The 25,739-nt window shown below is 32.1% G+C and carries 22 protein-coding genes; all 22 read left to right on the top strand.

All coding sequences use genetic code 11. From position 1 onward, the window contains the following. Positions 1–4: 4 nt before the first annotated feature. The 22 genes from BUB51_RS03165 (at position 5) to BUB51_RS03060 (ending at position 25,568) form a co-directional block, all read left to right on the top strand. Positions 5–1,396 carry a S41 family peptidase gene (locus BUB51_RS03165; protein ID WP_159430372.1) on the top strand — a complete coding sequence of 464 codons (1,392 nt, stop codon included), beginning with the start codon at positions 5–7 and terminating at the stop codon, positions 1,394–1,396. Between the two features lie 164 nt (positions 1,397–1,560). After that, the gene (locus BUB51_RS03160; protein WP_073195426.1) at positions 1,561–3,162 is read left to right on the top strand and encodes a CTP synthase; all 1,602 of its coding nucleotides are present in this window, start codon (positions 1,561–1,563) and stop codon (positions 3,160–3,162) included. A 394-nt stretch (positions 3,163–3,556) separates the two neighbouring features. Beyond that, positions 3,557–6,073 carry an S-layer homology domain-containing protein gene (locus tag BUB51_RS03155; protein ID WP_073195424.1) on the top strand — a complete coding sequence of 839 codons (2,517 nt, stop codon included), beginning with the start codon at positions 3,557–3,559 and terminating at the stop codon, positions 6,071–6,073. Positions 6,074–6,209: 136 nt separating this feature from the next. Further along, a complete protein-coding gene (locus BUB51_RS03150; protein WP_073195422.1) occupies positions 6,210–7,388 on the top strand; it encodes a TolC family protein in 1,179 nt (392 codons plus the stop codon). Positions 7,389–7,431: 43 nt separating this feature from the next. Next, positions 7,432–9,309 carry an S-layer homology domain-containing protein gene (locus BUB51_RS03145; protein ID WP_073195420.1) on the top strand — a complete coding sequence of 626 codons (1,878 nt, stop codon included), beginning with the start codon at positions 7,432–7,434 and terminating at the stop codon, positions 9,307–9,309. Between the two features lie 66 nt (positions 9,310–9,375). Further along, the gene (locus tag BUB51_RS03140) at positions 9,376–11,013 is read left to right on the top strand and encodes an S-layer homology domain-containing protein (protein ID WP_073195418.1); all 1,638 of its coding nucleotides are present in this window, start codon (positions 9,376–9,378) and stop codon (positions 11,011–11,013) included. Positions 11,014–11,149: 136 nt separating this feature from the next. Beyond that, a complete protein-coding gene (locus BUB51_RS03135) occupies positions 11,150–11,533 on the top strand; it encodes a response regulator (RefSeq protein WP_073195416.1) in 384 nt (127 codons plus the stop codon). A 129-nt stretch (positions 11,534–11,662) separates the two neighbouring features. Continuing rightward, on the top strand, positions 11,663–12,067 hold the full coding sequence (gene kal, locus BUB51_RS03130; RefSeq protein ID WP_073195414.1) for a 3-aminobutyryl-CoA ammonia lyase: 405 nt from the start codon (positions 11,663–11,665) through the stop codon (positions 12,065–12,067). After that, a complete protein-coding gene (kce, locus tag BUB51_RS03125; RefSeq protein WP_073195412.1) occupies positions 12,052–12,870 on the top strand; it encodes a 3-keto-5-aminohexanoate cleavage enzyme in 819 nt (272 codons plus the stop codon). The genes kal and kce overlap by 16 nt, the downstream gene beginning before the upstream one ends. A gap of 91 nt (positions 12,871–12,961) precedes the next feature. Continuing rightward, complete coding sequence (locus BUB51_RS03120; protein WP_035162347.1) at positions 12,962–13,624, top strand: hypothetical protein; 663 nt, start codon at positions 12,962–12,964, stop codon at positions 13,622–13,624. A 133-nt stretch (positions 13,625–13,757) separates the two neighbouring features. After that, the gene (locus tag BUB51_RS03115) at positions 13,758–14,609 is read left to right on the top strand and encodes a class II fructose-1,6-bisphosphate aldolase (RefSeq protein ID WP_073195410.1); all 852 of its coding nucleotides are present in this window, start codon (positions 13,758–13,760) and stop codon (positions 14,607–14,609) included. Between the two features lie 17 nt (positions 14,610–14,626). Then, positions 14,627–15,271, top strand: a complete 645-nt coding sequence (gene fsa, locus BUB51_RS03110) for a fructose-6-phosphate aldolase (RefSeq protein WP_073195408.1) — start codon at positions 14,627–14,629, stop codon at positions 15,269–15,271. A 74-nt stretch (positions 15,272–15,345) separates the two neighbouring features. Continuing rightward, complete coding sequence (glpX, locus tag BUB51_RS03105) at positions 15,346–16,353, top strand: class II fructose-bisphosphatase (protein ID WP_073195406.1); 1,008 nt, start codon at positions 15,346–15,348, stop codon at positions 16,351–16,353. 162 nt (positions 16,354–16,515) lie between these two features. Next, on the top strand, positions 16,516–17,487 hold the full coding sequence (glpX, locus tag BUB51_RS03100) for a class II fructose-bisphosphatase (RefSeq protein WP_073195404.1): 972 nt from the start codon (positions 16,516–16,518) through the stop codon (positions 17,485–17,487). A gap of 353 nt (positions 17,488–17,840) precedes the next feature. Next, positions 17,841–18,239 (top strand): hypothetical protein, encoded by a 399-nt coding sequence (locus BUB51_RS03095; protein WP_073195403.1) that lies wholly within the window; start codon positions 17,841–17,843, stop codon positions 18,237–18,239. Between the two features lie 155 nt (positions 18,240–18,394). After that, complete coding sequence (rho, locus tag BUB51_RS03090) at positions 18,395–19,747, top strand: transcription termination factor Rho (protein WP_073195401.1); 1,353 nt, start codon at positions 18,395–18,397, stop codon at positions 19,745–19,747. 120 nt (positions 19,748–19,867) lie between these two features. Then, positions 19,868–20,068: a 50S ribosomal protein L31 gene (rpmE, locus tag BUB51_RS03085; RefSeq protein ID WP_073195399.1), complete on the top strand. Its 201-nt coding sequence runs from the start codon at positions 19,868–19,870 to the stop codon at positions 20,066–20,068. A gap of 104 nt (positions 20,069–20,172) precedes the next feature. Next, on the top strand, positions 20,173–20,751 hold the full coding sequence (locus tag BUB51_RS03080) for a thymidine kinase (protein WP_073195397.1): 579 nt from the start codon (positions 20,173–20,175) through the stop codon (positions 20,749–20,751). Positions 20,752–20,943: 192 nt separating this feature from the next. After that, on the top strand, positions 20,944–21,189 hold the full coding sequence (locus BUB51_RS03075; protein WP_073195395.1) for a (2Fe-2S) ferredoxin domain-containing protein: 246 nt from the start codon (positions 20,944–20,946) through the stop codon (positions 21,187–21,189). Beyond that, entirely contained in the window at positions 21,189–22,913 is a 1,725-nt protein-coding gene (locus tag BUB51_RS03070; protein WP_073195393.1) for a [Fe-Fe] hydrogenase large subunit C-terminal domain-containing protein, read from the top strand. The genes BUB51_RS03075 and BUB51_RS03070 overlap by 1 nt, the downstream gene beginning before the upstream one ends. Then, entirely contained in the window at positions 22,913–24,085 is a 1,173-nt protein-coding gene (locus tag BUB51_RS03065) for a SpoIIE family protein phosphatase (RefSeq protein WP_073195391.1), read from the top strand. The genes BUB51_RS03070 and BUB51_RS03065 overlap by 1 nt, the downstream gene beginning before the upstream one ends. Positions 24,086–24,107: 22 nt before the next feature. After that, entirely contained in the window at positions 24,108–25,568 is a 1,461-nt protein-coding gene (locus tag BUB51_RS03060; protein ID WP_073195389.1) for a 4Fe-4S dicluster domain-containing protein, read from the top strand. Positions 25,569–25,739: the final 171 nt, after the last annotated feature.

Raw genomic sequence — 25,739 nt, 5'->3', positions numbered from 1 at the left:
GAGATTGCGTCTAAAAAGAGTTTCAGCATTATTACTTTCTATTATTATAATTTTTTCTAGTAGTGTTATATATGCAAATGGAGAGGAAACTCAAATTCCAGCGAAAGATTTAGAATATCTAAGACAAATAATTGAATTTGTCAAAGCAAATTATGCAGGAGAAATTACAGAAGAAGAACTTATAGAGGGTGCAATAAAAGGGGTTTTCAGTAAACTTGACAAATATAGTAATTATTATTCACCAGAGGAATTTAAGGAATTTAATACGTCGGTATCGGGTAATTTTGGAGGAGTAGGAATTCAGATTACTGAAAAAGATGGATATATAACAGTAATATCGCCAATTAACGGGACACCTGGAGCTAAAGCAGGAATAAAGCCAGGAGATAGGATTGTTACGGTAGATGATATTGATATTAAAGGTGTAACAGTAGATAGAGCGACATCGCTGATAAGAGGTAAGCCTGGAACACAAGTAAAATTAGGAGTAATAAGGAAAGGTGTAGATGGTATCATTTACTTTAATATAACTAGAGAAATAATAAAGATAAATCCAATTACATATAAGATTATGGATAATGGGATAGGATATATAAGAATATCACAATTTAATAGTAATACATATGAAAATTTAAAGAATATATTAAAAATATTTGATGAAAAGGATATAAAAAAATTAATTATAGATTTAAGGAATAATCCCGGCGGATATCTTGATGAGGTTGTAGATGTACTTCAATTCTTTGTTCCTGAAGGTCCTATTGTTAATATTAGAAAAGCAGATGGAACTATTGAAACATATAATTCGAATTTAGAAAAACCCAAATATAAACTAGCCGTATTAGTTAACGGTGGCAGTGCTAGTGCATCAGAAATATTTGCAGGAGCAATCCAAGATTCGAAGGCAGGTATAATAATAGGAACTACGACTTATGGTAAAGGTACAGTACAGACTGTTTTTCCACTAGTAGATGGTAGTGGTATAAAAATGACAATAGCGGAGTACCTAACCCCAAAAATGAGAAAGGTTAACGAGGTAGGTATTAAACCGGATATAGTAATAGAAAACACATTAAAGCCAAAAGTAGATTTATCAAAGATTCCTACTTTAGATAAAACAAGAAAACCAACAATGGGAGTTGTAGGATTAGATGTATTGGGTGCAGAGATGATATTAGAAATATTAGGATATAAAGTAAATAAACCTGATGGGGTATTTGATGAAGTAACATTTGAAGCAATAAAGAAATTTCAAAAAGACCATGGATTATATAGTTATGGAGTATTAGATTTTACGACTCAAGATGCTTTAACTAAAGCTATTATTGAATATGCAAGACCGGATAATGAGGATAAACAATTGCAAAAAGCTGTGGAGGTGCTTTTGGAAGAATAAGATATTGAAGTATAGATAATAAAAGTTAAAAAAGCATGTGAGATTAACTTGCATGCTTTTTAATTTGTTATTTTGAGTATAATATGTATTATCGAAACATTGACATATTTCTTAACGTAGGATAAAATACTATAGTTATGTAGGTATAAAAAGGAGGTTATCAAATGCCAACCAAATACATCTTCATTACAGGCGGTGTGGTATCTTCTTTAGGAAAAGGGATAACTGCTGCTTCTCTTGGACAGTTATTAAAAAGTAGAGGACTTAAAGTTACTATTCAAAAATTTGACCCTTATATTAATATTGACCCAGGTACTATGAGTCCATATCAGCATGGTGAGGTATTTGTAACAGATGATGGAGCAGAAACTGATTTAGATTTAGGACATTATGAGAGGTTTATAGATATAAACCTAAGCAAAAATAGTAATGTTACAACAGGCAAAATCTATTGGTCTGTAATTAAAAAAGAAAGAAAAGGGGATTATTTAGGAGGAACGGTTCAAGTAATTCCTCACATTACAAATGAAATCAAAGAGAGGGTATTTAGAGTCGCAAAAGAAAAAGAAGTAGATGTAGTTATTACGGAGATAGGCGGTACAGTCGGCGATATTGAAAGTCTACCATTTTTAGAAGCTATTAGGCAGATAAAATATGATGTAGGTAGAGAAAATGTAATGTATATTCATGTTACATTAGTACCATATTTGGCTAAAGCGGGTGAACTTAAAACTAAACCTACTCAACATAGTGTTAAAGAACTTAGAAGTATAGGTATACAGCCAGATATTATAGTATGCAGAACAGAAAGACCGCTTTCGCAGGAAATAAAACGAAAAATAGGACTATTTTGTGATTTAGACTATAACAATGTTGTACAGAATTTAGATGCAGAGACACTATATGAAGTACCGTTAATGTTAGAAAAAGAAGGACTTCCTCAAATGATTATAAAACATTTGGGGCTTAAATGTGGAGAGCCTGACCTTACTGAATGGGAAAATATAGTAGAAAGGCTCAAAAACCCAAAAGGAAAGGTGAAAATTGCATTAGTAGGTAAATATGTTGAATTAAAAGATGCATATATTTCTGTAGCAGAAGCGTTAAGACATGCCGGTATAGCCAATGAAGTAGAAATAGATATAGATTGGATTCATTCAGAGCAAATTAATGAAAATAATTGTGAGTCAGTTTTAAAAGATGCTGATGGTATTCTTGTGCCAGGTGGATTTGGAGATAGAGGAATAGACGGGAAAATATGTGCGATAAAATATGCAAGAGAAAATAAAGTACCTTTCTTGGGAATATGTTTAGGTATGCAAATGGCAGTAGTAGAATTTGCAAGAAATGTAGCCTTACTTAAAGGAGCACATAGTTCAGAGCTTGATCCGAATACAAAATTCCCGGTTATAGATATTATGCCAGAACAGCAGGATATAGAGGAAATGGGCGGAACAATGAGGCTAGGTTTATATCCTTGTAAATTAGTAGATGGCACTAAAGCTAAAGAGGCTTATAAAGAAGAATTAATATATGAAAGACATAGACATAGATATGAGTTTAGTAACGAATTTAGAAATAAATTAGTAGAAAAAGGATTAATTATAAGTGGAATTTCGCCAGATGAGAGATTAGTAGAAATAATAGAGCTTAAAGATCATCCGTGGTTTGTAGCATCACAATTTCACCCAGAATTTAAATCAAGACCTACTCGCAGCCATCCATTATTTAGAGAATTTATTAAAGCAGCTAAAACTAAACATTAATGATCGTTTAACTTTTATTTTTTAGGTAAAGAAGGTATTTCTCTATATTATGGAGAAATACTTTTTTTGTAATAATTAAGAGAGGCAATGACTTATAAATGCAATTAAACTGTAACATAATTGTAATAGTAAATTGCTTCTTTTTAATATATAATAGGTAGTGTAGCAGGACAAAAAAATTACACAATATTACAATTTTATTACAATAAAACTTGTCCCATTGACTGATTATCTAGTCAATGCTATAATTAGTGATATGATATAGGCATTATCGAATATGCCTTAAAATCTGTTAGGCTGGTTAAGAAGAAGTTGCAGTCTAACTACATATCTTTAAAAGATCAAACTTCTTCACAATTAAAATTAAAATACAAAAAGGAGGAGGACTCTGACAATGAAGAAGATTTTATCACTAGTTTTAGTACTTTCATTAGTGCTTGGAACTTTCAGTTTTGCTTTAGCGGCTACTCCAAGCGATGTTGAAGGTACAAAATATGAAGATGCAGTTGCTAGATTAACTGCACTAGGTGTTTTAAACGGTTATCCAGACGGAACTTTCAGACCGAACAATTCTATTACAAGAGCAGAATTCACTGCTGCAGTTATAAGAACATTAAACTTAAAAGCAGCAGCTGATGCAGCTAAAGGTGCTACTCAATTCACTGATGTTCCTGCAGATCACTGGGCATCAGGATACATTAACATAGCTTCAAAATTAGGTTATGTTAATGGTATGGGAGACGGAACTTTTGCTCCAAATGCTCCTGTAACTTATGAACAAGCAGTAACATTAATCATGAGAGCATTAGGATATAAGCCTGCTGCTGAAGACAGAGGAGGATATCCATTAGGTTATTTAGCATTAGCTGATGAGAAAGATGTAACTGATGGTGTAGATGGAGTAATTGGTCTTGCAGCTCCAAGAGGAATAGTAGCTCAATTATTAGACAATTCATTAGATGTAAAAATGATGGTTCAAACAGGATATGGTGACTTAAAACAATATGAAGAATCAGACAAAACTCTTCTTGACAAATTAGGTTTAAGTACTGTTGAAGCTCAAGTTGTTTCAGTAGACACAGATAAAAAAGAAATAGTAGTAAATGAGAAAAAAGACGGAGCTTATACAGAAAAAGAAGAGTACAAAGTATTAGACGGAATTAAACTTGCTGGATTAGAAAATGCAATAGTTAAATTATGGGTTAAAAGCGGAAAAGTTTTAGATATTACAGTTAAGTCAACAGTTAAATATGACTATATAGCTAAAATCAATGGAGATACTAAAGATGTAGAAGTTGAGAAATTAGAAGATATCAAACTTCTTAACGAAGGTAAAACATATGATATCGCATTAAATGACAAAGATAAAGTAATAGCTAAAGTGTACAAAGACGGTTCTAAATTAGATGATGATGAAAAATTAACTAGCGGATTATTTGCTAAAATTGTATTAAATGGAGACGAGATAGTAACTATCGAAGCTTATGATCCACAAGAAGCTGGTTTAATTAAAGATGTAAAAGACAGCAAATTGGTATACACTAAAGGAAACAGAACTAAAACAATAAGAGATTTAGATGATGCTAAGAAAATGACAGTTGTTATAAATGGTGAAGCAGCTGAATACAAAGACCTTGAAGAAGGTATGTATTTCGATTATAAAGAGTATGCTTCAGATAAATACATCATTGTAGCAACAGATAAGAAAGTAGAAGGTGAATTCGATAGAATAGACAGTGATGATAAACAAGTAAGAATAGATGGAGATTACATTGATGTAGCATCTAATATTTATATGTCAACAGATGAAGGAGAACATTACAGCAGTACAGATTTAGAAGGTTTAGATAAGTTATTTGATAAAGATGTTGAAGCTTTATTAAATAACAAAGGAGACGTTGTATACATTGCAGCAGATGTTGAAGAAGATACAACTACATTCTATGGTTTCGTAGTAGCTAAAGGTGACAAATTAGATGAAAGAGTAAAAGTAGAAAAGATAGTTGATGATAAAATCAAAGAAGTAACTTATAAAGTGTCAATACCTAGCAACGATGACAGTAGCGAAAAATTTGACGGATTAAAAGAATATAATGAGGAAGCTGACGACAAACAAACATCAAAATTAAATGCATTCTATAAGTTTACTATCAATGAAGATGAAGAGATAGTTAAAGCAGAAAAAGTTAGTAGCTTATCAGATTATACAGCTAAAGAATTTAGTTCTAAATATGATTATATTAAAGTAGCAGAAGCTGCAAATAAGGTTTATGTAGATAACGCAGTAATGTTCCAAGTTAAAGATGATGGTACTGTTGAATATGTTAAGTGGGAAGACATTGAAAAGACAGCTGGAAATGACCTTGGTATAAAATTCAAAGCTGATAAAGTAAAAGCAAATGTTGTGCTTATAACAGATTCTAATAATGTAAGTTTAGGCGAAACTAAAGAGTACAAAGTAGCGTTTGTTCTAGACAGAGATAAAATAGCTTCAAGCGGATATAAATATGAATATGAAATAGCTACTCCAGATGGAACAGAAACATACAAAGCTAAAGAGCAAAAAGACGAAAATACAGTAGTTGTTTACGAATTATTATCAGATGATCAAATTAAGATTGTAGCTGATGCAGTATATGACAACATGAGTTCTATAACAGTAGCAGGATTCAGTGTTGTAGATGGTACAGTTGATGAAGACTCAGTTTCAGGAAGTTACTTTGATATAAACGATGTAACTTACAAAGTTGCTGATGATGCATTAGTATACAGAGTAGAAATTAATAAAGATGGAAAAGCTGAATTCGAAGAAGCAGACTTCTCAGATGTTGATGATGAAGGAGATAACAGAGACACATTATACTGCTTAATGGAAGACGGAGTAGTTAAGGTATTATTCTTCAAAAGATAATTAAGCTAGGGAGTACGGGCGGATGCCCGTACTTTTTTTTTAAAATTGATACTTTAGTTTGAATTGAAAATATTGACAATTTGCATTAAATGGGATAATCTTTTATTAAAGGCTATGTAAAAGGAGGACTTTTAAAATGAAAAGAGTTTTAACGGTATTAACTGCTCTTATGTTGCTATTTTCAGTAATTTCTATAGGTTATTGTACTGACGATAGTGATAGTAGTCAAAAAGTGATGAATTTTAATTTGCAACAGGCAGTGGATTATGCACTAAAACATAATAGAGATATTTTAATTCAAGATTTAAATGTAAAAAAAGCAGAATTATTTTATGAGAAAGAAATGAAAAGGCTAGATAAATACGAGGTCTCTAAAGAAGATTCGGAAAAAATGGCGTTTGAACCTTGGAAGATGTCAGCGCAAATCATGGAAGAAATGAAAAATGATATGGGAGTAACTAAACGTGCAATAGAGTTAAATTTTCAAATAGCTAAGTGGAACAAAGAGATAAAGCAGAACGAAATAAAATATAATGTAGAAAAAGCATATTATGATGTGATGCAAGCTTTGAAAAGAGTGGAAATAGCTAAAGAAAGTTTGGATTTGGCTAAAAAGCAGTATGAACAAAGTAAAAAAATGTTTGAACTTGGACTTTTGTCAAATCAAGAATTATTAGAAATGGAATGTGCTGTCTCTCAAGCTCAAACATCTTATACATCTGCACAGATGGGTTATCAATTTCAAAAAATGAATTTCAATAATATTTTGGGATTGCCATTAGATCAAGAAATAAAACTCGATCAAATTATCCAATACGAAAAACATGATAAAATAGAATTACAAGATTCTATAGAAAAAGCACTTAAAAACAATGCACTGCTAAAGACAGTGAAAGAAAAAGTAGAATTAACAAAATTAGTGTTTAAAGCAGCAGAAGCAGTATATCCTAAAAATACATACAAGTATAAAGAATATGAAATAGGACTTGAAGAAGCCATAAAGAATTTAGAAATGGTAGAAAAGGGAATAGAAATGGAAGTAAGAATGGCTTATATTAAACTTTTAACTGCTGAAAAACAGATTAAAACTTGCGAAATGGCAGTAAAAAAATCAGAGGAAGCATTAAGATTAGCAATGTTGGGATATGAAGCTGGACAAAAAACACCAAATGATGTTACTAAAGCGAGAATAGAGCTTATGAGAGCAAAAAATGATTTAGCAAGTCAAATTTATAATTATAATATTGCATTGCTTGACTTTAAATATAGTACAGGATTAGGTAAAAGAGAATTACAAGAGATATATTTAAGATAGATAAATCTCTATAATTTATAAGAAAGAGGGTGTATTTTAAAGTATGAAGATTTTTAAAAAGATAACAAAAATAGTGCTATTTTCAGTCTTAATATTTAGTTTAAATTTAACTAATATTTCTGCATATGCACAAATATTTACAGATGTACCGGATAACTATTGGGCAGAAGATTATATAAAAAAAGTAAAGGATTTAGGTATAATCACAGGATATCCGGATGCTACATTTAAACCTAATAAGGAAGTTACAAAATCACAAGCTTTAGTTATGATTTCAAGGTTATATAAATTGGATAATAGTACAATTGAAACTATAAAAAATAAATATAGACATCTATTAGATGAGTTAAAGGTTGAATCATGGGCTTATGATGGTATTGCTGTTGCTTTACATAAGGGTATAGTTTCAGAAGAAGTTTTAAGAGAGTATTATAAGAGTGGAAGAGCTAAAACGCCTGCTACTAAAGAAGAAATATGTATATTCCTTACAAGGGCTATGGGGCTTGAAGATGAAGCAAAAAGTAAGACTATAATAGTGCTGCCATTTAAGGATGCTGAAATTATTCCTGCACAAATCACACCTTATGTAGACATGATGATACAAAAAGGTATAATCAATTCAAAAGGTGATTCAAAAGGTAAATTTAATCCTAAGGCACCTATAAATCGTGCAATAATGGCAAAAATGCTTTCAATAGCTTACGACTATATTAATGAAAATGAGAAGATAGAGCAGATTTTAGTTAATGAAGATACTATAACAATATCAGGTACTATATCGAGTATATTGAAAGCTACAAATGAAATGTATGTTACTATTGAAGATGAGAATAAACAGAAAAATATATATAAAGTTAATTCAGATACAATTATAACATTGGATGGAGATAGGATAAAATTTAATGAGTTAGTAGAGGGGTTAACTGTTGAGGCTGAAGTTACAAACAAAAATAAAGTAGTATCAATGAAAGTTAAAAGTATAGAAGAAGAATATTCAGGTAAAGTAGATTCATTAGCTCTTACGACTCCGGCAATACTTACAATAGAATATGAAAAAAATGGGGAAAATGAAACAAGAGCTTTTTATATAGCTAAAGATGTGAAAGTAATTTTAAATGGTAAAGAGTCATTCATCTATAAAATTAAAGAGGGAGATTTAGTTGAATTACAAGTTAAAAATAAAAAGATAGTTAAGATTGTAGCAGAAAGTAAAGATAAACATATAAAAGGTATTATAAAAGATATAAAGTATAAACCAGAGCCTAATTTAGTAGTTGAAGACGAAAATGGTGAAATATATGAATTTCCTGTTTATAAAAGGGCGGATATAGAAAGAAATAATAAGAATGCTGAAATTACTGATCTAAGGAGAGGAGATAAAGTAGCAATAGAAGTTGAATATAATGTTATAAAAGAGATTGAAGCAAGAGTAATCAAAAGTGAAGATGAAGGTACAATTAAAGAAATACTTATTGCCGATAGACCTAAACTAACAATAGTTAACAAAGACGGCAAGGAAGTATCGTATTATCTATCTAAAGACATAGATATAGATATTGACAACGATAATGGTAATATATATGATTTGAGGCTCGGTTATTTTGTTGAATTAGATATTGAAAGTGATGAAATAATTTCAATGGAAGTAGAGCCTATAGAGCAGAATGATAGATACGAAGGAGAGATAGAATATCTAAATGATGATGCAGAAGTCATAGTATTATCTGTAATTAACTACAATACAGGCAAAAAGGAAGTTGTTCGTATAGATATAACTAAATTTACATCTTTTATAGATAGTGATGGAGATAGAATAAAATTTAGAAATTTACGAAAAGGAGATAAAGTAATAGCAATAGGACATTTTGATGGCGGTATATTTACTGCTAAAACTATAATAGTAACACAAAAAGTTAAATAAAACACCCCCAAAATATCAATGCACCCTCCGAATATATATTATAAAAAAATAAGGAGGGTGTTTGTTGTGTTAAAGAAAGTTGTATCATTAATAGTAGTTTCTACTATGTTGTTTTCAGTAACTATTTCAGCTTCATTTGCAAAAGGGTGGGGTAAAGATAAAAGTTGGAAGGTTGAAAAGACATTTGAAAAATTTAATCAAACAGCGTTTTTGACTAATAAAGTATTTGATGATTTAGAGGGTTATTCATGGGCTAGAAAAGCTATTGAAAAAATGGCTAAAAAGGGACTTATAGAAGGGTATGGTAAAGGAATATATGCTCCTAAAAAACCTGTTACAAAATTAGAAACGATAATAATGTGTTTAAGAATAATGGGATGGCAGGACCAAGCAAAATTAGTAAGAGAGCTTCCTAAAAAATATAAAGGTAAGAAGGTAGGCGAATGGGCTAAAGGTTATATAAATATAGCATATGAAAAAGGAATACTAGATGATGTTGATATGATGTATTTTAATCCACAAGGGCCAGCTAAAAGGCATGAAGTAGCTAAATATGTAATAAGAGCATTAGGTTATGAAGAAGAAGCTAAAAAGCATATGAAAGATGAGCTGCCGTTTGTTGACGCTCCAGCAGTACCGTTAGGTTCAGTTGGATATGTATATTTAGCTAATGAATTAGGACTAATGAATGGAGATCCTCAAAAAAGATTTAATCCTATGGGAACTATGACTAGAGCTGAAATGGCAGTATTGTTTTCAAGATTAGATGATAAAGTAGACAGTGATGTAGATGACAAAGAGATAATAGGAGTAGTTGATGACATATATGAGCAGAATTTAGTACTTAAGATAGATAAAGAGTTAAAAGTCTTTACTGTAAATGAAAATACCGTAATTTATAATGGTGAAAAAAGAATAGATTTTTCAGACATCAAAAAAGGATATAGAGTAAGAGTAGAATTAGAAAATGGAGAAGTAGTATATATAGAAGTATTAAAAAATGATGATTCTGTTCAGAAAATAATAGTAAGATATACAGGAGAAGTAAAAGAAATCTCTAAAGCAGAACCTAGAAGAGTTGCTGTTCAAATAAAACAAATGTTAGCTATATTCGATGTTTTAAAAGATGCTAAAGTTAAATTCAAAAATGAAAGAGGAAGATTTGAAGATATCAATATAGGAGATACAATTACAGTAATAGTTGATAAGCAAAACAGGATAAGAGAAATTTTTGTTCACAGGGAAAGAGTAAGGAAAGAAATTGAAGATGAATACGAAATAGAAGGTATTTTAACATCTATAGATGAAAATAGTATAAAGATAACTGTATCAGAAGAAGTTTATGAGTTTGATATAGATAGAGATGTTAAAATTAATATAGAGGGTAGGGATGCCGATTTATCTGATCTTATAGAGGGAATGGAAATAGAAGTCAAGATTGAAGATGGAAAAGTGGAATTAATAAAAGCAAAAGCATTAGAATTAGAGATAGAGGGAAAGATAGTAGCCATAACTGATTATAAATCAGGAATAAAATTAACAATCCAAACAGATGATGAGGAATATGAGTATATAATTAGTAAAGATGTTGAAATAGAACTTGAAGATGAAGAAGATGCAATAATTGATGATTTAAAAGTTGGACAAAAAGGAGAATTTAAGATTATTAATAACTTAATAGTAAAAATTTCTATTGAAGATTAAAAGCAGTCAAAAGTTATTTTGACTGCTTTTTGTGTAAAAAATTAAAAAAATTTTCACAGAAATCATTAGATAAGAAGGAATAAATTAACATACGTAGAATATATTATTTATTAATAGGTTACGGGGGGGAGTTCTTTTGAGGAAGTACAGGCTTCTTTGTGTTGATGATCAAGAGGGAATAAGGGTTCTACTGGGAGAAATTTTTAAGAATGATTGTGATGTTATAGCAGTAGAAACTGGGAGTAAAGCAATAAGGATGATAACAGAATTTAAACCTGATATTGTAATATTAGATATGAAACTACAAGATATGAATGGGGAAGAGGTATTAAAAAACATACGAAAAATTGATAAGCGTATTTGTGTAGTAATACTTACCGGCTATGAGGATATAGTACAAGATAGCAGCTTTGGTGTAATCAAGCCAGATATGATTGTTCAAAAACCTTTTGATGTATTTGAGTTAAAAGAAAAGATTAATTCGCTAATAATGGAATATTCTATTGCAGTGGTTAATTAATAGCTAGTTTCATCTCATTAAAATTAAAGTGGCAAATTTGCCACTTTAATTTATTTAAACAAAGATTTTGTTTTTTTCAGAAATTTAGTATAATTTAATTGGAATATAAAAAAATAGGGGGTAAGGAATATGGAAAAGGCTATGATAAGAGTTAGAATGAGCACAAATGATGCGCACTATGGGGGGAATTTAGTAGATGGTGCTAAAATGCTTCAATTATTTGGAGATGTTGCTACTGAACTTCTTATAAGACATGATGGAGATGAAGGGCTTTTTGCAGGATATGAAGAGGTAGAATTTACAGCACCTGTTTATGCAGGAGATTATATTGAAGCAGTAGGTGAAATAATTAAAGTTGGCAATACATCAAGAAAGATGAAATTTGAGGCAAGAAAGGTTATAGTACCAAGACCAGATATAAATGAGTCGGCATGTGATGTTCTTGAAGAGCCAATAGTAGTTTGTAGAGCAGTAGGAACTTGTGTTGTGCCAAAGGACAAGCAAAGGAGGAAAGAACAATGCAAAAACTTATAATTACAGCTGCATTAACAGGTGCAGAAGTAACAAAAAAACAGCAGCCAAATCTTCCAATTACACCAGAAGAAATAGCGGAGGCTGCCTACGAAGCCTATAAGGCAGGTGCATCAATAGTTCATATACATGCGAGGGATAAGGACGGGAATCCAACACAAGATTATGAGGTATACAAAGAGATAAAGGAAAGAATAGAGGCTAAATGTCCTGTAATATTCCAGCCATCTACAGGTGGAGCAGTATGGCATACACCAGAGGAGAGACTTCAGCCCGTTGAATTAAGACCAGAAATGGCTACATTAAGCTGTGGCACATGTAATTTTGGTCCAGATGTATTTATGAATTCACAAGAGTATATGGAAAAATTTGCAAAGAGAATGAAAGAGTTAGGTGTTAAACCTGAACTTGAAATATTTGAAAGAGGTATGATAAAAAATGCCTTAGCATTAGTCAAAAAAGGTTTGATTGATGAACCGCTTCATTTTGATTTTGTTATGGGTGTTCCGGGCGCAATACCAGGAGAAATAAGAGATTTGTTGTATTTAGTTGAAAGCATACCACAGGGTTCAACATGGACTGTTGCAGGTATAGGAAGATACGAATTGCCACTTGCTACTGCAGCCATATTATTAGGAGGACACGTTAGAGTAGGGTTTGAAGATAATATATATTATAAAAAAGGTGAATTAGCTAAATCAAATGCTCAATTAGTAGAGAGAATAGTTAGATTATCACATGAATTAGGACGAGAAGTAGCTACACCAGATGAAGCAAGAGAGATATTAAATATCAAGAGAAAGTAAAACGGCTTTATAAGCCGTTTTTTTCGTTAACTATTAAAGAAGGATTTATAAAACAAATGAAGAAGTATTAAGGGAAGGAGGTGCATATGGTTTGTTAATTGATTGTAATATTGCCATTGCGATTAGGTGTGATATATGTGGAGAAATTACTATACATAATATTTCCTTATTTGATTTTAGCAGAAGTAAAAAAATAATTTTAGAATGTGATTGTGGGCAATCTAAAGCCATAATAAAAACGAAGGATTATAAAAATTTTTGGATAGAATTATTCTGTTTTGCTTGTCAGGATATTCATGTGTTCAAATATAGTTTACGAAGATTATTAAAAGGTAAGATAATTATAAGATGTATAGAAACAGGAATTGAAATATCTTTTATAGGGAAAAATTATGATATAAAACAGTTAGTAAAGGAAAATGAAAAAGATTTTGAAGAAATACTAAGCGAATTAGGGTTTTATGATTACTTTCAAAATTTTGAAATTATGATGAAGATTATAGATAGAATTAGAGAGATGGATAGTAGAGGCAAAATATTCTGCGACTGTGGTTCGGACAGTATTCGAACAGATTTATATCCTGATAGAATAGAATTAAAATGCGCAGAATGTGGCAGTACACATTTGATTTATGCAGAAACAGAAGAAGATTTAAAAAAAATATTAGAATGTGATGAGATACAGATGCACAAATATTTTCTTCAATGTATAGATATTAAATTTGGGAATAATGATAGTGATAGAAAAAGCTAATACTACAGATACTAAATTGAAATTCAAACAGATAAAAGAGAATAACAAATATCGCTGGACAAATAATTATGTGGATAAATAGTAATTAATCTATTATAATAGTATTGTGTTAAATAAAGAAGGAGGGGTATTTATGTTAGTATCAGGAAAAGAAATTCTTTTAGACGCTCATAAAAAAGGATATGCAGTAGGAGCATTTAACGTAAACAACATGGAGATAGTTCAAGCTATTATTGAAGCTGCTAAAGAAACAAATTCGCCTGTAATATTGCAAGCTAGTCAAGGCGGATTAAAGTATGCTGGGGTAGAGTACATAGCGGCAATGGCTAAGGTAGCTGCTGAAACTGCTAAAGTACCTGTAGCTATCCATTTAGATCACGGTACAGATTTCGTACAAATAATGAAATGTATAAGAAATGGATTCACTTCAGTAATGATAGACGGTTCAAAGTATCCATTAGAAGAAAATATAGCAATCACTAAAAAAGTCGTAGAAATAGCACATGCTGTTGGAGTATCAGTAGAGGCAGAACTTGGTAAAATTGGCGGAACTGAAGATGATATAACAGTTGATGAAAGAGATGCTACATTTACTGATCCAGATGAAGCTGAAAGATTTGTAAAAGAAACAGGTGTAGACTACCTTGCAATAGCTATAGGAACTGCACATGGCCCATACAAAGGAGAACCTAAACTAGACTTTGACAGATTAAAAGTAATAAAAGAAAGATTAAACATGCCAATAGTGCTTCATGGATCATCAGGTGTGCCTGAAGAAAGCATAAAGAAAGCAGTAAGTCTTGGTGTTAATAAAATAAACATAGATACAGATATCAGAATGGCATTTAATAAAGGAGTAAGAGAGTTTGTTGAAAATAATCCTGATGTATATGATCCAAGAAAAATATTAGGCCCTGCTAGAGAGGAAATGAAAAAAGTAATAATTGAAAAGATGATAATGTTTGGTTCAGCTGGCAGAGCTTAAATATTGGGAGGGGAAAAATGAAACTCTTTATTGATACGGCGAACATAGATGAAATTAGAGAAGTAAACGACTGGGGAGTAATTTGCGGAGTTACGACAAACCCTTCACTTATTGCAAAAGAAGGTAGAGATTTTAAAGAAGTAATAACAGAAATTGCTAAAATTGTAGATGGACCAATTAGCGCCGAAGTGATTAGCCTTGATGCAGATGGAATGATAAAAGAAGCTAAAGATTTAGCAGCGATTCACCGAAATATAGTCATTAAAGTTCCTATGACGAAAGAAGGGCTTAAAGCAGTTAAAGTTTTAAGCAAGGAAGGTATCAAAACAAATGTTACTTTAGTATTTTCTGCTAGTCAAGCATTATTAGCGGCAAGAGCAGGAGCAACATTTGTTAGTCCATTTGCAGGGAGAATGGATGATATAGGAAATAGCGGAATGGATATAATTAGTGATATAGTAGAAATATTTGATATACATGGTATTGATACAGAAGTAATTGCTGCAAGCATAAGACATCCTATGCACGTAATAGAAGCAGCAAAATTAGGAGCACATATTGCAACTATACCTTATAGCGTATTTACAAAAATGCTTAATCATCCAATGACAGATAAAGGTATAGAAAGATTCTTGAAAGACTGGGAAAATGCTAAAAAGTAGCAGATAAGAGGATAGGTAAAGTTTAATCTTTACTTATCCTTTAATTTTAGTATGTTATTAGGGGAGTGAAAGAAATGATTTTAGATAGAAATTTATCACTATCTTTGGTACGTGTTACTGAAATAGCTGCATTATCCTCGGCTAAATTCATGGGTAGAGGAGATAAAAATGGAGCAGACCAAGCAGCAGTAGATGGAATGAGAGAGGCTTTTGAGTTAGTAAATGTTAGAGGAACGGTAGTTATAGGCGAAGGAGAATTAGACGAAGCTCCTATGTTATATATTGGTGAACAAATCGGAGCAGGTACAATAGATGATATAGAGGTAGATATTGCTGTTGATCCATTAGATGGAACTAGTTTAGTATCAAAAGGGCTTCCAAATGCAATATCGGTAATAGCTATGGCTCCTAGAGGTTGTTTGCTTTATGCACCAGATACATATATGAAAAAAATAGCTGTAGGTCCAAAAGCGGCAGGGGAAATAGATATTGAAGCTCCTATTGAAGATAATTTGAAAGCAGTTGCTAAAGCATTAAATAAGGACATATCAGATTTAACCGTAATAATTCAGGATAGGCCTAGACATTATCAGATGATACAGGAAGTAAGAAGGGTAGGTGCAAGAATTAAGCTGTTCGGTGAAGGTGATGTGGCAGCAGCTATTGCTACCGGTTTTGAAGATACAGGAGTCGATGTATTAATGGGGATAGGAGGAGCCCCAGAAGGAGTTATAGCAGCGGCAGCGTTAAAATGTATGGGTGGAGAAATGCAGGGCATACTTTATCCAATGTCAGATGAAGAGGTTGAAAGATGTCATCAATTAGGATGGAGTGATGAAGATATTAAGAAGGTTTTAACATTAGAGGATTTAGTTAAAGGAGAAGAAGTATTTTTTGCTGCAACAGGAATTACAGATGGCGACCTATTAAAAGGAGTAGTATACTATGGGAATAACTATGCTAAGACACATTCGGTAGTCATGAGAGCTAAAACAGGTACAATAAGATTCATAGAAGCAAGACACAAATTGGATAAGAATGATATATTAATAAGATTGATGAAAAAATATGGGCAAGTATAGATTATAAAGATTAGACCTGATTAATTCAGGTCTATTTTTTGTCTTTTTTTCAATTTTTAATTTTTAAGTTATACTTTATAAAAATATAATATATATTTTGACATACTATATAAAAATAGAATATACTATAATTGTAATATTTATTATAAAGGGGGACACATTATGGATAGAGAATTAGCACTAAATCTTGTCAGGGTAACTGAAGCCGCTGCATTAGAATGTGCTAGACATATGGGGAGAGGAGATAAGATAATAGCAGATCAATCTGCGGTTAACGGTATGAGGAAGATGTTTGACACTATAAACATAGATGGAGTTGTAGTCATTGGAGAAGGTGAAATGGACGAAGCTCCAATGTTATATATTGGAGAGAGAATAGGAAAAGCACAAAAAGGATGTCCTAAAGTGGACATAGCCGTAGACCCTCTTGATGGAACTACTGCAGTAGCTAAGGGATTACCTAATGCTATTTCTGTAGTTGCAATAGCTCCACGTGGATGCCTATTACATGCACCAGACATGTATATGAATAAAATTGCAGTAGGTCCAAAAGCAGCAGGTAGAATTCATCTTGATGCTCCAGTGGAAGAAAATTTAAAAGCGGTTGCCGATGCTTTAAACAAAAGCATATCAGATTTAACAGTAACATTGTTGGATAGACCGAGGCATAAAGAACTAATAGAAAAGATAAGAAAAGCAGGAGCGAGAATTAAACTATTTGGAGATGGAGATGTTGCTGCTGCAATTGCAACTTGTTTTGAACATTCGGGAGTTGATATATTAATGGGGATAGGAGGAGCTCCAGAAGGAGTTATAGCTGCTGCTGCATTAAAATGTATGGGGGGAGAATTTCAAGGCAAATTAGTACCAATGGACGAAGCTGAACTTGAAAGATGTTACAAAATGGGAATTACTGATGTTAATAAAGTATTGACAATGGAAGATTTAGCAAAGGGTAATGAAATATTCTTTGCTGCTACAGGAGTATCCGATGGCGAATTGTTAAAAGGAGTAGTATATTACCAAAACAATATGGCAAAAACACATTCAATGGTAACAAGAGCAGAAACGGGTACGGTAAGGTTTATTGAGTCAATTCACAAGCTGGACAAAAAACCAGATTATGCAAAATAAATTTATTTAATAAGTTATAAATCTAGTAGCGGGGGATTAATCTTCCGATGAGCTTGTTGACAAACTTATATTTTTGAGTGGATAAATATAAAAAATTGGGACAAAGTAATAATTTCTAATCCAATAACAAATAAAAAAGTAGAGATAACAGAAAATGAATTATTTAAAATGATTGATTTAAGAGAAATTCTCTCTCCACTTACAATACATTACGTTGCAAGCGAATGGCTACCTAATGTGCAGCCATATGTGTTCGATTTTATCAAAGATGATTCTACTTATAGAATAGAAGTAAAGGGACATAATATAATAGAATTTAAAGACAAATACTATAATGCGTCAGAAGGATTTTATTGTTTAGGGAATGCTCTCGTTTTCCTCCTACATATATGAAAGTAGATAATACATTGGCAAAAATGTATTATAGCAGCTATATGATAGAAAAAACTTTAAATTTTAATAATGAATACGAAAAGACTTTACATTCTGATATAGGGTTAATACATGCTTTTCCTCAATATATAGAAGAAGAGATTTCTAAAGGTAATTTAGTTATAATTGACAAATTGCCGAAAGGTAATGTAAAGCTAGTATCGACTTTAGAATTTTACTGGCATGGGAATATAATTATTATGAATATATACGATTATAATGATATAGAAAGTAAATATATTGAAATAATTGATAATGAGAAAAAAATAATATATGAGCAGAAAAGTAAAGGCAATATTCGTCTATTTTTTGGTATGTAAACATAAAGAGAGATTGTATCCTTGACTTACCAATAATAAAGTGCTATCATTACATTAATGAAGCCTGTCTAGAAGTTCTTTCCTATAATGTTCCCATATGTTGTATAAATATATAGAAGTTGATAGGAAGCTTTATATGTTCTGGAGGTGAAGCTTTGAACAGTTCTGATTTAAATAGTAAAAAGATAGATGAACTTAGAAAGATTGCTAAAGAAATAGGCATAAAAGGTTATTCTAAATATAAAAAGGCTGAGTTGATTGAAAAAATATTAGAACATTATAAAAATGGAAAATCGGCAGAAACAAAAGAAGCGGTAGCTAAGTTAGAAGAAAAAGAAAGACATAAGCAGGAATTACCCGAAAGGTTAAGTGAAGAAATAGAAAGAAGTGATGAGATTAGTACGGCAGAGGGAATATTAGAGATTCATAGTGATGGTTATGGATTTTTGAGATCAGAAAATTATCTTTCAGGAGCGGAAGATATATATGTATCTCCATCGCAGATTAGAAGATTTAATTTAAGAACTGGAGATAAAATTTTTGGTATAACAAGACCGCCAAAATCAGGAGAAAAATATAAGGCTCTTTTATATGTGAAAAAAGTTAATGGTGAAGACCCAGAGACAGCAAATAATAGACCTGACTTTGATACTTTAACTCCTATATATCCTAATGAAAGGATAACTTTAGAAACCACTTCAAGAGAATTGTCTACAAGAATAATAGATTTAATAGCTCCTATAGGTAAAGGTCAAAGGGGTATGATAGTTGCTCCTCCTAAAGCAGGTAAAACTATACTATTAAAGAAAATAGCTAATAGTATTGCAGAAAACTATCCAGATATAGAGATTATAGTTCTGCTAATAGACGAAAGACCAGAAGAGGTTACGGATATGCAGAGGTCTGTAAAAGGGGATGTAGTTTATTCGACATTTGATGAGCCTCCAAAGCACCATATAAAGGTAGCAGAGATGGTACTCGAAAGAGCAAAGAGGCTAGTAGAGCATGGCAAAGATGTTGTTATTCTTTTAGATAGTATAACAAGATTAGCAAGAGCATACAATTTAACAATACCTCCAACTGGTAGAACACTTTCAGGAGGATTAGACCCCGGAGCTTTGCACAAACCAAAAAGATTTTTTGGGGCAGCAAGAAATATTGAAAATGGAGGAAGCCTTACAATATTAGCTACTGCATTAATAGAAACTGGAAGTAGAATGGATGATGTAATTTTTGAAGAATTCAAGGGTACAGGGAATATGGAAATTCATTTAGATAGAAAACTATCTGAAAAGAGAATATTTCCAGCGATTGATATCAATAAATCTGGCACAAGAAGAGAAGATTTATTGTTAAATCAAAAAGAGCTAGAGACAATATGGAGCATTAGAAAGGCTTTAAGCAACTATCCGACAGCAGAAGTCATAGAAAAAATTATTAATATGTTAGTACTAACTAAGACTAACGAAGAATTTATTGAGAATATGAGAAATAGGATTTGGGATTAATTTACTTATGTTTATTGAAATAAGATTATTAATATGCTATAATGTATTAGTTGAAAACTGGATAATTATATTGAATATAATATGACAGAAAAGAATGATTTTGGAAGAGAGGTGATTTCGGTGAAAAAAGGAATTCATCCAGAATACAAAAAAGCTAGAGTACACTGTGCATGTGGAAATACTTTTGAAACTGGTTCAGTAAAAGAAGAACTTAGAGTGGAAATTTGTTCTGAATGCCATCCATTCTTTACAGGGAAACAAAAACTTGTAGATAAAGGCGGACGTGTTGAGAAATTTAAGAAGAAATACGGTCTTGACTAATCAGGATATGTTCGAGAGGTTAGATGCCATGAGGCTTCTAGCCTTTATTTTTTGAATGTTCATAGTTAATTATTATTCGCTAATTAATTAAGGAGGAATTTTAAATGTACGGACCTAATCATCACGGTTGGATTGAGGTAGTAGTTGGGCCTATGTATAGTGGTAAAAGTGAAGAACTCATAAGAAGATTGAGAAGGGCTCAAATAGCTAGGCAGAAAATTCAAGTATTTAAGCCTTCTATTGATGATAGATACAGTGTTGATGAAGTTGTCTCTCATAATGGAGAGAAGATAAAAGCTATACCGGTAAAAAATTCTGACGAGATACATAAATTATTATGGGATGATACGGAAGTTGTAGGCATTGATGAAGTGCAGTTCTTTGATGATGGAATTGTGGATTTATGTAGACGTTTAGCAGATAAAGGGTTAAGAGTAATAGTAGCCGGATTAGACATGGATTTTAGAGGGGAGCCATTTGGACCTACTCCTGATCTAATGGCGATAGCAGAGTTTGTGGATAAGTTAACGGCTGTGTGTGTAATCTGTGGAAATCCTGCAAATAGAACTCAGAGATTAATTAATGGAGAGCCTGCTAATTATAATGAACCTACTATTTTAGTTGGTGCTAAAGAGAGTTATGAGGCTAGATGTAGACTGCACCATCAAGTTCCAAGGGAATAATATAAAAATGATTTTATTTATTCTAGCTATTAAAGGGTAGTATTTAAAAATGCTACCCGTATTCTATTTTGTTAATTGTTATATACAAAAATCTTGATAAAAGGATAATAAAGTAGTATATTTTAAGTGTAAGCTAAAAAATTTTTGCCAAATATTGTTTAAAAATTAACAAAGCCTAAAGGAGGAAAAAATATGTTGACAATCCATGTATGTATTGGTAGTGCATGTCATTTGAAGGGTGCGTATAATGTAATAAATAAACTTCAAGAGATAATTAAGGAAAGAAAATTAGAAGATAAGGTTGTCGTTAAAGGTGCTTTTTGTCTTGGAGAGTGTACTAAAGCAGTATCAGTTAAAATCGATGAAGGCACTATCATTTCTGTCAGTGAAGAAACAGTGGACGACTTTTTTGAGCAGTATGTTGCTGGGAGGGTATAATGGTGAATTTGATTAAATTTGAGAAAGGCAATTGTAATAATTGTTACAAATGCTTACGTTCATGTCCGTCTAAGGCTATTAAGATAATAGGAGATCAGGCAGAAATCGTTACTGAAAGATGTATTTCATGTGGTTATTGTCAAAGTGTCTGTCCTCAAGGGATAATAAAAATAATGAGTAGTGTTGAGGATGTTAAAGAAGCCATAAGAGATGGGAAAAAGGTTATTGCTAGTATAGCTCCTTCCTTTGCTGGAGCTTTTGATCTGAATAACGAAGGACAAATAGTAACGGCTTTAAAAAAATTAGGATTCGATGTTGTTGAAGAAACGGCTGTAGGAGCAGAAATTGTTTCAAATTTATACTCTAAATACATTGAAGAGGGGACTTATAAAAATCTTATTACTACAAGTTGTCCTTCAGCTAACTATCTAATTGAAATATACTATCCATCTTTAATACAGTATATGATTCCAGTAGTTTCGCCTATGATAGCACATGGTAAGCTATTAAGGAAGATATATGGAATGGATAGTTATGTAGTATTCATAGGGCCTTGTATTGCTAAAAAGCTTGAAGCGAATGAATTTCAGCATGATGATACTATTAATTCTGTTTTAACTTTTGATGAAATAGCTAATTGGTTAAAAGAAGAAAAGATTAACATAAAAGAACTTGAGCCACAAAACTTTGATACTGAATCATATAAAAAAGGATGTGCTTTTCCAATTAAAGGAGGGATACTTGCTAATTGTTTAGATAAGAATATTTCTAATAAATATGAGATGATACAAGTCGATGGGGTAGATGCATGTAAAGATATATTGGAGTGTATTAAAAATGATCTTATAAGTGGAGTTTGTGTTGAACTTAATATATGTAAAGGCAGCTGTATAGGTGGACCTGGTATGCCAAAAGATGAAACAAATTTCTATATTAGAGAAAAAAGAGTGAAAGATTACGTAAGGAAAAAAGAAAAATGTGAAAGTGGTGAGATTTGTACTATTGAAGAATTAGATTTTTCAAAGAAATTCTTCAATAAAGAATTGAAAATAGAAATAGCTAGTGAAGAGGAGATACAAAAGATATTAAGGAGTATGGGAAAATACAAAAAAGAAGATGAGCTTAATTGTAATTCATGCGGATACAGGACATGTAGAGAAAAGGCACAGGCTGTATATAATGGAATGTCGGAAATTAGCATGTGTTTGCCTTTTATGAGAGCTAAAGCTGAGAGCATAAGGAATGTGATATTTGAAAATACTCCTAATGTAATTATCCTATTGGATGAGAATATGAATGTTTTAGATTTCAATCCTAAAGCAGAGTTATTATTTGGAATAAAAGCTGACGAAATCAAAAATAAGCCTATTTCGACTCTAATTGAAGATGATTATTTCTATAAAGTTAAAGAATCGAAGAAAAACCTAATAGGTCAGAAAATATCTTATCCACAATACGGTTTAGTATTCTATGCAAACATTGTATACCTTGAGGAACAGAAAATCATCATGGCTATTATGACAGACGTAACGGCGGAAGAGATGAATAAGAAAGAATTAGCTAGGGTTAAAGCAGAGACTATAAATGGGGCACAGAAGGTTATTGAGAAACAGATGAGAGTAGCTCAAGAAATTGCTAGCTTGTTGGGAGAGACTACTGCTGAAACAAAAGTTATTTTAACAAAACTTAAGGAGATTGCTTTGGGTGAAGCAGGTGATATATAATGAATTATTTTGTTGATGTTTCTTATGATAGTATCAATAAGAGCGGTGAGGAGTTATGTGGGGATAAAGTAGAAGTAATACGTACGGACGATAGTATAATAATTGTTATGGCTGACGGATTGGGAAGTGGGGTAAAGGCAAATATTTTAGCAACTCTGACAACTAAAATTGCAGGGACGATGTTGAAGGAAGGAGCTAGTATTTATGAAACGGTTGATACAATAACAAATACCCTTCCGGTCTGCAATGTGAGGAAGCTGGCATATTCTACGCTTGGAATTATAAAAATTCAAGATGATGGAAATGTCTATATAGTGGAGAATGATACCCCGCCTTTATTTTTTATAAGGGATGGAGAGATAATCGATTTAGATAAAAGAGAAGTAAAAGTCAATGGTAAAGTTGTGCTCGAAAGTAATTTTAAATTAAAACAAGGAGACACCATTGTGATGGTCAGTGATGGAGTTATTCATGCTGGGGTAGGAGGAATACTTAACTTAGGTTGGCAGTGGGATAATGTATCGGATTATTTAAAAAGACAGATAAAAAAAGGAAAGTCTGCTAAAACCATATCTAAGAGTCTAATAGAAACTTGTAAATGTCTATATATGGACAAGCCGGGAGATGATACTACAGTAGTAGCAGTAAGAATAAGGGAGCCGGAAATAATAAATTTATTTGCCGGACCTCCTGAAGACAAAGAGAAAGACAGTTGGTTAGTAAAAAATTTTATGGAAAGCAAAGGTAAAAAGATAGTATGTGGTGGTACTGCTGCTAAAATAGTAAGCAGAGAGTTAAATAGAGATATAGAAGTTGATATTAGCACTGCAACTGCTGAAGTCCCTCCTATAGCTAGAATAAGGGGAATAGATTTGGTAACTGAGGGTGTACTTACATTAAGTAAGGCAGTTGAAAAAATAAAGAGGTACATAGACACTTCATCAAAAGCTGATAAAATATTTAACATAAAGGGAACAGATGGAGCATCTTTGTTAGCTAAAGCCTTAATTGAAGACTGTACACATTTAAATCTTTGGGTTGGTAAAGCTGTTAATCCAGCTCATCAAAATCCTGATCTTCCTATAGATCTTAGTATAAAGCTTAAAGAGATAGAAGAATTAGAAAAACTTATGAAAAAATTGGGGAAAGAAGTCAAAGTAACATATGTATAGTAAAATTAAAGGAGGATAAAAAATGAGGAAGTTTGAAAGTCAGGTTCAAATCAAAAAATATGAGGTTTTAAGAGAAGTATCTAGATTAGCAATGGAAGGAAAATTAGAAGAGAAATATCATGAAATTCCAAATAAAATAGTACCGGGGCCAGAAGCGACTACTAGATGTTGTATATATAAAGAAAGGGCTATAATTGCCGAAAGAGTAAAGTTGGCTATGGGTGGAAATAAAGATAATGAAAATGTAATCGAAGTAATCGACTGTGCTTGTGATGAGTGTCCTATTGAGCGATTTGTTGTTACTGAGGCTTGTAGAGGCTGTTTAGCTCATAGGTGTATGGATGTATGCCCTGTTGATGCTATAAGTATTATTGGGCATAAAGCGTACATAGATAGTAGTAAATGTATTGAGTGTGGAAGGTGTAGTCAAGTGTGTCCATATAATGCAATAGCAGACGTTATGAGACCTTGTAGAAAAGCTTGCCCAGTTGGAGCTATTTCGATAGATGAAAATAAAAAAGCAGTTATAGATAATGAAAAATGTATACAATGTGGAGCATGCGTATATCAATGCCCATTTGGAGCTATAATGGACAAGTCTTACATAGTTGATGTTATAAATTTAATAAAAGAGGCGAAAAATAATGAAAACATAAGGGTTTATGCTATTATAGCCCCAGCTATATCAAGTCAATTTACATATGCGAAGATTGAGCAGGTTGTAAGTGGAATAAAAAAATTAGGATTTCATGATGTAATAGAGGTTGCTTTAGGTGCAGATATAGTAGCTAAACATGAGGCAAAAGAGTTTGCTGAAACGATAGAAAATCAGAAGTTTATGACTAGCTCGTGCTGCCCAGCATTTGTTTCTTATATACGTAAGAAATATCCAATGCTTACAGATAAAATATCTAAATCAGTATCGCCAATGATTGCAGTATCGAGGCTAATAAAGAGTATGGACGACAAGGCTAAAGTAGTTTTCATAGGGCCTTGTACAGCAAAGAAAATGGAGATAAAGCAGGATGATTTAGTAGGCGATACAGACTATGTAATAACTTTTGAAGAATTGGCTGCAATGTTAGATGCGGCAGAGATAAAACTTGAGTACTGTGAAGAAGGAGTATTAGACAATGCTTCATTCTTTGGTAGAATTTTCGCAAGAACTGGAGGAGTAACTGAAGCAGTAAGACATGTAATAGACAGCGAAAAAATAGATGTAGAATTTAAACCTGTAGTATGCGATGGAATAAAAGAATGTGATAAAGCATTAAAAATGGCTATGGTAAACAGATTAAACGGCAACTTCATAGAAGGTATGGCATGTGTAGGAGGCTGTATTGGAGGAGCTGCTTCGCTACACCATGGCCCTAAAGACAGAAATGAAGTAGACAAATATGGTAAGCTAGCAATGGAAAAGGATATCAATGACAGTCTAAGGGTATTTGATATAGAGGATTTAAAACTAGACAGAGAAATTTAATAAATATCACAATAGAAAAATAACGAAAAACAAACATATATCTGAAGGGTATATGTCAGGCTGCTTATAAACTTATATTTTTAAATATTTATGAAAATAACGCTCATGCGGACGAATTTAGAAAAAACTTAAGGCTCAAATTTTTAGAAAATCCTAACGCACCTAATCAAG

Source organism: Caloranaerobacter azorensis DSM 13643, from assembly GCF_900129995.1.
Taxonomy (GTDB): domain Bacteria; phylum Bacillota; class Clostridia; order Tissierellales; family Thermohalobacteraceae; genus Caloranaerobacter; species Caloranaerobacter azorensis.
The sequence above is the reverse complement of the archived record's forward strand: the minus strand, read 5'-3'. Positions and strand labels throughout refer to the sequence as shown.

What these genes read in the sequence shown, in the direction of transcription:
- glpX (WP_073195406.1), top strand. Translation starts at nt 15,346, where the DNA reads ATGATTTTAGATAGAAATTTATCACTATCTTTGGTACGTGTTACTGAA.
- BUB51_RS03070 (WP_073195393.1), top strand. Translation starts at nt 21,189, where the DNA reads ATGGTGAATTTGATTAAATTTGAGAAAGGCAATTGTAATAATTGTTAC.
- BUB51_RS03080 (WP_073195397.1), top strand. Translation starts at nt 20,173, where the DNA reads ATGTACGGACCTAATCATCACGGTTGGATTGAGGTAGTAGTTGGGCCT.
- kal (WP_073195414.1), top strand. Translation starts at nt 11,663, where the DNA reads ATGGAAAAGGCTATGATAAGAGTTAGAATGAGCACAAATGATGCGCAC.
- BUB51_RS03065 (WP_073195391.1), top strand. Translation starts at nt 22,913, where the DNA reads ATGAATTATTTTGTTGATGTTTCTTATGATAGTATCAATAAGAGCGGT.
- BUB51_RS03155 (WP_073195424.1), top strand. Translation starts at nt 3,557, where the DNA reads ATGAAGAAGATTTTATCACTAGTTTTAGTACTTTCATTAGTGCTTGGA.
- glpX (WP_073195404.1), top strand. Translation starts at nt 16,516, where the DNA reads ATGGATAGAGAATTAGCACTAAATCTTGTCAGGGTAACTGAAGCCGCT.
- fsa (WP_073195408.1), top strand. Translation starts at nt 14,627, where the DNA reads ATGAAACTCTTTATTGATACGGCGAACATAGATGAAATTAGAGAAGTA.
- BUB51_RS03160 (WP_073195426.1), top strand. Translation starts at nt 1,561, where the DNA reads ATGCCAACCAAATACATCTTCATTACAGGCGGTGTGGTATCTTCTTTA.
- BUB51_RS03115 (WP_073195410.1), top strand. Translation starts at nt 13,758, where the DNA reads ATGTTAGTATCAGGAAAAGAAATTCTTTTAGACGCTCATAAAAAAGGA.
- BUB51_RS03145 (WP_073195420.1), top strand. Translation starts at nt 7,432, where the DNA reads ATGAAGATTTTTAAAAAGATAACAAAAATAGTGCTATTTTCAGTCTTA.
- BUB51_RS03150 (WP_073195422.1), top strand. Translation starts at nt 6,210, where the DNA reads ATGAAAAGAGTTTTAACGGTATTAACTGCTCTTATGTTGCTATTTTCA.
- BUB51_RS03075 (WP_073195395.1), top strand. Translation starts at nt 20,944, where the DNA reads ATGTTGACAATCCATGTATGTATTGGTAGTGCATGTCATTTGAAGGGT.
- BUB51_RS03060 (WP_073195389.1), top strand. Translation starts at nt 24,108, where the DNA reads ATGAGGAAGTTTGAAAGTCAGGTTCAAATCAAAAAATATGAGGTTTTA.
- kce (WP_073195412.1), top strand. Translation starts at nt 12,052, where the DNA reads ATGCAAAAACTTATAATTACAGCTGCATTAACAGGTGCAGAAGTAACA.